The following is an 8366-nucleotide window of genomic DNA, read 5'->3' as shown; positions in this document are numbered from 1 at the left end:
CAGCATGCGAGAGTAGGTCATCGCCAGGGTCTTACACCGAACCCCCCGCAGCCAACGCTGCGGGGGGTTCTTCTTTGCGTGAATCAAAAAATGCGATCGCCGGATCTGCCGTCGCATGTGGCGTCACGCCCACGCGATCGGCACACTGGCGCTTCCGGGCGCGGGGGCGCCCGTCTTCCAACGGGGATCGTCATGTTCAAACGATGGAGCCGGACCGCGCTGCTCGCGGCCCTGGTCACGGCCGCGGCCGCTTTCGCGGTGCACGCCGAAGCACCGCAGCCGTCTGAAGCGGAAATGGCCGCGCAGGCGAAGGCGCTGGTCGACGGCCTGCATTTCCAGACCGGCGAGATCGGCGTGCCGGAGGCGCAGGCGCATTTCCGCCTCGGTTCGCAGTTCCGCTATCTCGGCAAGGAAGACAGCCGCAAGGTGCTGGAACAGCTGTGGGGCAACCCGCCCGACGACACCATCCTCGGCATGGTGGTGCCGGCCTCGACCCCGCTCACGGGCAACGACAGCTGGGCGGTCGTGGTGACCTACGCCGACGACGGCTACGTTTCCGACGAGGATGCGGCCAAGACCGACTACGACGACCTGCTCAAGCAGATCAAGCAGGAAACCGAGGACGCCAACGCGGAGCGCAAGAAGGCCGGTTACGGCGCCGTGCACATGATCGGCTGGGCGGTGCCGCCGCGTTACGACGCCAGCGCCAAGAAACTGTACTGGGCGAAGGAAGCGGCGTTCGAGGGCGAGGACCAGCACACGCTGAACTACGACGTGCGCGTGCTCGGCCGCCGCGGTTATCTCAGCCTCAACGCGGTCGCCGGCATGCCGCAGCTGCAGCAGGTGCAGGCGGGCATGCAGCAGCTGCTGCCGATGGCCGAATTCGACCAGGGCGCACGCTACGCCGACTACGATTCGAGCACCGACAAGCTGGCCGGCTACGGCCTGGCCGCGCTGATCGGCGGCGGCATCGCCGCGAAGACCGGCTTGCTGGCCAAGCTCGGCGTGCTGCTGCTGGCGGCGAAGAAATTCATCGTGTTCATCGTCGTCGGCATCGTGGCGTTCGTGCGCAAGCTGTTCGGCGGCAAGGGCGGCAACGACCGCCAGGGCACGGTGCAGTAAACGCGACCTGCGATGACGCCGCCGGATCGCCGCGCCGTCGCGGCGATCCGCGGCAGGTCGTCAATGGCTGTTGCGGTCGCGACGCCAGCCACGGTGGCGGATGTCGAGATAGAGGCTGTAGCTCGCGGTGAACGCCGGGAACAGGTTACCGAGCACGCCGACCGCGTCCTGCTTCGCCGACAGCGTGAAGTAGCTCAGCGTCATCAGACTGCCGACGATGCTCATGTACCAGAACACGCGCGGGATCACCGGCTTGCCCGCGCGTTTGCTGGCGACGAACTGCACCAGCCAGCGGCCGCCGAACATCAGCGTGCCGACGATGCCGATCAGCTTCCACGGGCTCATGTGGATGCCGGTCCACGCCAGCCACGGGATCGGCGAATTCATGACGTCGGCGCCGCCGACGGCCTGGACGGCGGATGCGGCCTCGGCCAGCACGCTCAGCGTTCCTCGACCGCGGTGCGCTTGCTGCGCACGATCAGCCAGGCCACGCCGCGCAGGTCGCGCAGGCCGACCAGCGCGCGATTGAGGTTGTTGTACTTCGACACGCCGCTGGCGCGATGGCGGTGGTTCACCGGCACGCTGATCGTCTTCCAGCCGGCGCGCTGCATCAGCGCCGGCAAATAGCGGTGCATGTGGTCGAAGTAGGGCAGGTCGAGGAAGGCCTCGCGCTCGAACAGCTTGATGCCGCAGCCGGTGTCGGGCGTGGCATCGCGCAGCATGCGGCTGCGGATCGCGTTCGCGAACTTCGATGCCCAGCGCTTGCTGCCGGTGTCCTTGCGGTCCACGCGCCAGCCGGCGAACAGCTTCACGTCGGCCGGCGATTCCTCGCGCTTCGCGAGCAACTTCGGGATGTCGGCCGGATCGTTCTGGCCGTCGCCGTCGAGGGTGGCGATCCACGCGCCGCGCGCGGCCTTCACGCCGGTGCGCACCGCGGTGCTCTGCCCGCTCTGGCTGACGTGGTGCAGCACCCGCAGTTCGGGCACGGTCGCCTTCAGGCCCTGGAGCACGGCGAGGGTGTCGTCGCGCGAGTGGTCGTCGACGTAGACGATCTCGAACGCGCCGCCCTTCAGCAGCGCGTGGCCGCGCAGGGCGGCCACGATTTCGGAGATCAGGGGGGTGACGTTGTCGCGTTCGTTGAAGACCGGGACGACGACGGAGAGCACGGGTTCGGCGTTCATCCCGCCTAGGATACCGCCTGCGCCCCGGCCTGCCGACCGGGCCGCGCAGGGGCGGGCCCGGTCGCGGCCGCGTGCGGCTCAGTAGATCGCGCCGCCGGCCTGGGTCGACTGCAGCACGCCGGCCACCGCCGACACCGTGTAGCCGAGGCCGCCGCTGCGCTGCCAGGTGGTCAGGTTGAAGCCGTCGCCGGCGGCGATGCGGTCCACGGCGATGTTGCGATAGGTCAGCGGCATCTTCGCCTTGCAGACCTCCGGCAGGCCCGGGGCGCGGAGGAAATACGCGCGACCGCTGCCGACCACGTTCGCCGTGCCCTGGGCGTCGACCAGCAGCGCGGTCTGCTCGTCCACGGCGATGCCGCGCGGCGCGGCGCTCCAGCCGTTGGTGGCGATCCGGCACAGGAAGCCCAGTTCGCGACCCATGCGATCGCGGGCGGCGAAGTGTGGGTCGCCCAGCACGCCCTGCAGCACCGGCACGCGCGCGAAGTCGCGGCCGAAAGTGAGCGTGCGGTTGAAGGGATCGGCCAGCGCCTGCGCGGACGTGGCGCTGCCGCTTTGTGCGGTGTAGACGAACTGGGTCAGCACGTTGAGGCCGGCGCTGGTGCCGCCGACCGGCGTGCCGCTGGCGATCAGCGCGTTCAACGTGGTCTGCACCGGCGTGCCGGTCCAGAAGTTGATGTAGTTCGACTGGTCGCCGCCGGCGATCCACACCACCTCGGCCCGCGACAGCAGGTCCGCGACCGTCGCGTTGTTGGCGCTGGCGAGGTCGGGGATGATCAGGGTCGCGACCGAATTGAGGTTCGGGCAGAGCGCGCGGACGTAGGGGTTGTAGGCGTCGGTGCCGGTGGCGCGGATCACCAGGAAATCGCCGTTGCCGGCGCGCTGGCACAGCCACTGGAACGCGGCGTCGACGTCGGTGCCGCCGCCCATCAGCACCGTGCCGGGCACGGGCGTGGGCGCGACATCGGCGGCGTTGCCGAGGCGGACGTAGGTGTAGGAAGGCGATTTCGCGGCCTGCACCGGCGCGATGGCCGGCGGCAGCAGCGACGCGAGGGCGAGCGAGCAGAACAAGGCGAAACGGCGCATGAGCATCCCTGTCATGGTGGGCGGAGGCCGCCCACGTTACCGCCAATGCCGGCCGCGTGCGGCGGCCCGATCCGGCTCAGCCGCGGGTCTTCAGCCGATCGAGGATCCCGTCGAGGGTGTCGAGGTCGGTGTAGTGGATCACCAGCCGGCCCTTGCCGCCGCGGCCGTGCAGGATGTCGACCTTGGTCGCCAGCGATTCGCTGAGGTCGCGTTCCAGCGCGGCGAGGTCGGCCTGCGGCTTGGCCTTCGCGGCCTTCGCCGGCTTGCCCTTCACCGCGGTCGGCACCTGGCCGGCGCTGAGCTGCTGCACGCGGTGCTCCACCTCGCGGACCGACCAGCCGTGCTCGACCGCCTGGCGGGCCAGCGCGATCGCGGCCTGCGGGGTCAGCGACAGCAGGGCGCGGGCGTGGCCCATCTCGATCGCGCGGGTCTCGACCAGCGCGCGGATGTCCGGCGGCAGTTCCAGCAGGCGCAGCAGGTTCGACACCGCGGCGCGCGAGCGGCCCACCGCCTCGGCGGCCTGCGCGTGGGTGAGGTCGAATTCGTCGATCAGCCGCTGCAGCGCCTGCGCCTCTTCCAGCGGGTTGAGGTCTTCGCGCTGGATGTTCTCGATCAGCGCCATCGCGACCACGGTGCGGTCGTCGACCTCGCGGATCACCACCGGCACTTCGGTCAGGCCCGCCTGGCGCGAGGCACGCCAGCGGCGTTCGCCGGCGATGATCTCGTAGACCTTGCCGCCCTTGTCCTTGTCGATCTCGCGGACGACCACCGGCTGGATCACGCCCTGGGCGCGGATCGATTCGGCCAGTTCGGTGAGCTTGGCCGGATCCATCGCGCGGCGCGGCTGGTACTTGCCGGGGGTCAGCGCGTCGATTGGCAGCAGCTTGAGGGTGTCGCCCGGCGTGGCTTCCAGCGCGGGCGCTTCGGCGGCGGCCTTGGGGCCGAGCAGGGCTTCGAGGCCGCGGCCGAGGCCGCGCTTCTTGGGGGCGCTCATGCGCGGGTCTCCGGAAGGGTGCCGCGCGCACCGGCGGCCTGCTGGGCGCGTTCGCGCTGGTGGCGGATGATCTCGCCGGCCAGGCCGAGATAGGCGATGGCGCCGCGCGAGGCCTTGTCGTACGCGACGATGCTCTGGCCGTGGCTGGGCGCTTCGGCCACGCGCACGTTGCGCGGGACGATGGTGCGGAACACCTTGTCGCCGAAGTGCGCGGTGAGATCCGCGGACACCGCGTTGGCGAGGTTGTTGCGCACGTCGAACATGGTGCGCAGCACGCCTTCGATCTCCAGCGCGGGATTGAGCTTCGCCTTCAGCGCGTCGATGGTCTGCAGCAGCGCGCTGAGGCCTTCCAGCGCGTAGTACTCGCACTGCATCGGCACCAGCACCGAATCGGCAGCGGTCAGCGCGTTGAGCGTGAGCAGCGACAGCGCCGGCGGGCAGTCGACGAGGATGAAGTCGTAGCGGTCGCGCACGCTGTCCAGCGCACGGCGCAGGCGCTGCTCGCGCCCGGGCTCGTCCATCAGTTCGATCTCGGCCGCGGTCAGGTCGTTGTTGCCCGGCAGCAGGTCGAAGCCCTCGGGCGACTTCACGATCACGTCCTTCGCGTGCATTTCTTCGAGCATCACGTCGCAGGTCGAGCCGGCCAGCTCGCGCTTGTCCACGCCGCTGCCCATCGTGGCGTTGCCCTGGGCGTCCAGGTCCACCAGCAGCACGCGCATGGGCGCCTGCGCCAGCGCGGCGGCGAGGTTCACCGAGGTCGTGGTCTTGCCGACCCCGCCTTTCTGGTTGGCGATGGCGATGATGCGGGCCATGAGGGGGTCCGGAAGTGTTCGTGTGCGGGCGGACGGGACCGCGTCCCGGGGGGCGGGCGGCGCGGGCCGAACCGCAGATTATGCCCGTTGCCGGCGCGGACTGCCGGGCCGGCCGGGTCGCGCCGCGGCATCAATCGTCGGTCGCGGCGGCCCGGGCGAGGGTCACCAGGTGGCGTTCGGCGTCCAGCCCGGGCACGGCCAGCGGCCGGAGGTCCCGCACCGTCCAGCCGGGCGGCAGGGCGGCGATCTCCTCGTCCGGGCGGGCGCCCTTCATCGCCAGCAGCACGCCGTCGGGGGCGACCAGGTGTCCGCCCAGGGCCAGGATCTGCGGCAGCGTGGCCAGCGCCCGGGCGGTGATCGCGGCGAACTGCCCCGGGCGGTCCAGCGCCTCGATCCGCGATTCGGCCACTTCGGCGTTGCCCAGGCCCAGCGTGCGCAGGGCCTCGCGCATGAAGCGGGCCTTCTTGCCGTTGGATTCCACCAGCGTCACCCGCAGCCCGGGCGTGGCGATCGCCAGCGGGATGCCCGGCAGGCCCGGCCCCGTGCCGAGGTCGGCCAGCGTCGGCAGCGCGGCCACCGTCGGCGCCATCGCCAGCGAGTCCAGCAGGTGCTTGGTCACCATCTCCCGCGGATCGCGGATGGCGGTGAGGTTGTAGGCGGCGTTCCAGCGCAGCATCAGCGCGAGGTAGCGCGCCAGCGGCTCGGCCAGCGCGGCGTCGAGGCTGAGGGCGGCGAGGCCGGCGTCGAGGGTGTCGCGGGCGGCGGCGGGCAGGGCGGGGGCGTTCATCGCGGCAGATTATCCGCGAGCGGAGGCCTGGCCGTCGTCCGTGCGCGTCCGCCACGCCAGCGTCGCCCAGTAGCCCGGTTCGGGCGTCCACGCCTCGATCCGCCAGTCCTGCGGCGCGCCCAGCGCCGGATCGCAGGCGACCAGCCGCGGCAGGCCGTCGGCATCGGCCGCCAGCCGCAGCTTCTCCAGCCCGAACGACAGCCCGCGCCCGTGTGCCTTCAGCACCGCTTCCTTCGCGCACCACAGCCGGGTGAAGGCGGTGTCCAGCGCGGCCGGGTCGCCGGCCAGCGCCGACAGCGCCGCGGTTTCGGCCGGATCGAAGTAGCGGCGCGCGGTGGCCAGCGCCTTCGGCCGCGGCCGCAGCAGTTCGATGTCCACGCCCAGCCGGGTGCAGTCGGCGCAGGCGGCGATCAGGCGCTCGCCGCTGTGGCTCCAGTTGAGGTCGACGCGGTGGGTGCCCGCCTGCAGGTACGGCCGGCCGTGGCCATCGCGGGCGATCGTCAGCGCCGCCGGCGGCAGCGCCCACTGGTCGGCCAGCCAGGCCCGCACCCGCGTCTCCGCATGTTCGCCGCGGTGATAGGGCCACCAGGCGCAGCGGACGGGACCGAAACGGGCAGCGTGCATGGGGTGGCGACGGTTTGGGGCTTGCGGGGCGCCCAGCGTAAGCTACGACCGGGGCGACGCGATGCGTCGGGACACGATGGTGGAACCCGCATCGCGGGCAGGCGGGAGTGACGAAGACGATGTCGGCAGCGATGGATCCACCCGCCCGGAGCGCGACCGCCGCCCAGCGGCAGGCGCTGGCGGAGGGACCCGGGTCGCGCACCGTCGTGTTCGACGGCCACGGCCGCATCGCGCTGGACGTCTTCCTGGCCGAGGTCCGCGGCGTCGCCGCGGGGCTGCCCGATGCCCCCTGCATGATCAACCTCTGCGAGGACCGCTACCGGTTCCTCGTCGCCTTCTGCGCCGCCGCCGTCCGCGGCATCACCACGCTGCTGCCGCCGTCGCGCACGCCGGCGGCGATCGGCGACGTGCTCGCCCAGTATCCCGACGCCGTCTGCGTCGCCGACGTGCGCATCGCGCCGGCGCCGCCGCGCCTGCACGCGCTGCCCGAGCGCCTGCCGCGCCTGCCCGGCGAGCCGCCGACGGTGGACGCCGCCGCGGTCGCGCTGGTCGCCTTCACCTCTGGCAGCACCGGCCGGCCCAGGCCCAACCCGAAGACCTGGGCCGCGCTGCGCATCAGCACCGCGCAGAACCTCGCCGCGCTGGACCACCTGCGGCCGCAGGCGGGCGTGCTGCCGATCGTCGCCACCGTGCCGCCGCAGCACATGTACGGCATGGAGCTGTCGGTGCTGCTGCCGCTGCTGGCGCCGGCGTCGGTGCATGGCGGGCGGCCGTTCTTTCCCGAGGACGTCGCCCGTGCCGTGCGCGAGGCCGGCGATCCGCCGCTGCTGGTCACCACGCCGGTGCACCTGCGCGCGCTGGTCGAATCGCAGGTGCCGCTGCCGCCGCTGGCGGGGATCGTCACCGCCACCGCGCCGCTGCCGCAGACGCTGGCCGCCGCCGCCGAGCAGCGCTTCGGCTGCGAAGTACGCGAGATGTTCGGCTCCACCGAAACCTGCGTGATCGCCGTGCGCCGCACCGCGCGCGACGACGCCTGGCGCTGCCTGCCCGGCGTGCGCCTGCAGCCGCAGCCCGACGGCACGCTGGTGCATGCCGCGCACCTGCCGGTGCCGATGCCGCTGGCCGATCTGGTCGAACTGCGCGGCGAGGACGGCTTCGTCCTGTGCGGCCGGCAGTCCGACCTGCTGGAGATCGCCGGCAAGCGCGCGTCGCTGGGGGACCTCACCCGGCGCCTGCAGGCCGTGCCCGGCGTGCTCGACGGCGTGGTGCTGCAGCTCGACGCCTGCGACGTCACCGGCGTGGCGCGCATCGCCGCGCTCGCGGTCGCGCCCGGGCTGGACGAGGCCGCGATCCTCGCCGCCCTGCGCGACGCCGTGGACCCGGTGTTCCTGCCGCGCCGCCTGCGGCTGGTCGACGCCCTGCCCCGCAACGAGACCGGCAAGCTGCCGCGCGACGCGCTGCTGCGCCTGCTGGCCTGACGTCCGTTCCGCCACTGCGCCCGCGATGCCGCGGGTGCGAACCTGTGTCCCTGTCCGCCACGGAGTGTTCCCATGCCGCACGGCCTCGTCGTCTTCCTGCTCTCGCTCGCCTACGCCGGTGCCGGTTCGCTGCTGCTGTGGCTGGGCTATCGCCTGTTCGACCGGCTCACGCCCGGCGACATGCACGCCAAGATCTTCGAGGAAGGCAACGTCGCGGTGGCCGTGCTCGCCGGCGCGTTCGTGCTCGGGCTGTCGATCGTGATCGCGGCCAGCCTCGTCGGCTGA

Annotated in this window: 10 protein-coding genes; 3 read left to right on the top strand and 7 right to left on the bottom strand. The window is 72.1% G+C overall.

Annotated features, from left to right (window positions below; translation table 11 throughout):
* Positions 1–192 precede the first annotated feature (192 nt).
* Positions 193–1122, top strand: a complete 930-nt coding sequence (locus ACT53Q_RS18980; RefSeq protein WP_476188226.1) for a DUF2167 domain-containing protein — start codon at positions 193–195, stop codon at positions 1120–1122.
* Positions 1123–1182: 60 nt separating this feature from the next.
* Here the strand turns inward: ACT53Q_RS18980 and ACT53Q_RS18975 are convergent, their stop codons facing one another.
* The 7 genes from ACT53Q_RS18975 to ACT53Q_RS18945 form a co-directional block, all read right to left on the bottom strand.
* On the bottom strand, positions 1183–1509 hold the full coding sequence (locus tag ACT53Q_RS18975; protein WP_476172366.1) for a lipid-A-disaccharide synthase N-terminal domain-containing protein: 327 nt from the start codon (positions 1507–1509) through the stop codon (positions 1183–1185).
* Between the two features lie 53 nt (positions 1510–1562).
* On the bottom strand, positions 1563–2303 hold the full coding sequence (locus ACT53Q_RS18970) for a glycosyltransferase family 2 protein (protein ID WP_476188225.1): 741 nt from the start codon (positions 2301–2303) through the stop codon (positions 1563–1565).
* A 78-nt stretch (positions 2304–2381) separates the two neighbouring features.
* A complete protein-coding gene (locus tag ACT53Q_RS18965; protein WP_476188224.1) occupies positions 2382–3386 on the bottom strand; it encodes a cyanophycinase in 1005 nt (334 codons plus the stop codon).
* A 76-nt stretch (positions 3387–3462) separates the two neighbouring features.
* Positions 3463–4380 carry a ParB/RepB/Spo0J family partition protein gene (locus ACT53Q_RS18960; RefSeq protein ID WP_476172354.1) on the bottom strand — a complete coding sequence of 306 codons (918 nt, stop codon included), beginning with the start codon at positions 4378–4380 and terminating at the stop codon, positions 3463–3465.
* Positions 4377–5192 carry a ParA family protein gene (locus tag ACT53Q_RS18955; protein ID WP_476188223.1) on the bottom strand — a complete coding sequence of 272 codons (816 nt, stop codon included), beginning with the start codon at positions 5190–5192 and terminating at the stop codon, positions 4377–4379. The genes ACT53Q_RS18960 and ACT53Q_RS18955 overlap by 4 nt, the downstream gene beginning before the upstream one ends.
* A gap of 130 nt (positions 5193–5322) precedes the next feature.
* A complete protein-coding gene (gene rsmG, locus ACT53Q_RS18950) occupies positions 5323–5979 on the bottom strand; it encodes a 16S rRNA (guanine(527)-N(7))-methyltransferase RsmG (protein ID WP_476188222.1) in 657 nt (218 codons plus the stop codon).
* 9 nt (positions 5980–5988) lie between these two features.
* Positions 5989–6528, bottom strand: a complete 540-nt coding sequence (locus ACT53Q_RS18945; RefSeq protein WP_476188221.1) for a 4'-phosphopantetheinyl transferase family protein — start codon at positions 6526–6528, stop codon at positions 5989–5991.
* Positions 6529–6734: 206 nt separating this feature from the next.
* On the opposite strand from ACT53Q_RS18945, the gene ACT53Q_RS18940 reads away from it, so the two are divergent.
* Together ACT53Q_RS18940 and ACT53Q_RS18935 are read left to right on the top strand one after the other, a co-directional pair.
* The gene (locus ACT53Q_RS18940) at positions 6735–8081 is read left to right on the top strand and encodes an AMP-binding protein (protein ID WP_476188220.1); all 1347 of its coding nucleotides are present in this window, start codon (positions 6735–6737) and stop codon (positions 8079–8081) included.
* Positions 8082–8153: 72 nt separating this feature from the next.
* Positions 8154–8366, top strand: a complete 213-nt coding sequence (locus ACT53Q_RS18935; RefSeq protein WP_476172349.1) for a DUF350 domain-containing protein — start codon at positions 8154–8156, stop codon at positions 8364–8366.

Source organism: Lysobacter sp. DMC97 (genome assembly GCF_056313745.1).
This window is presented reverse-complemented; position numbering and strand designations above follow the sequence as displayed.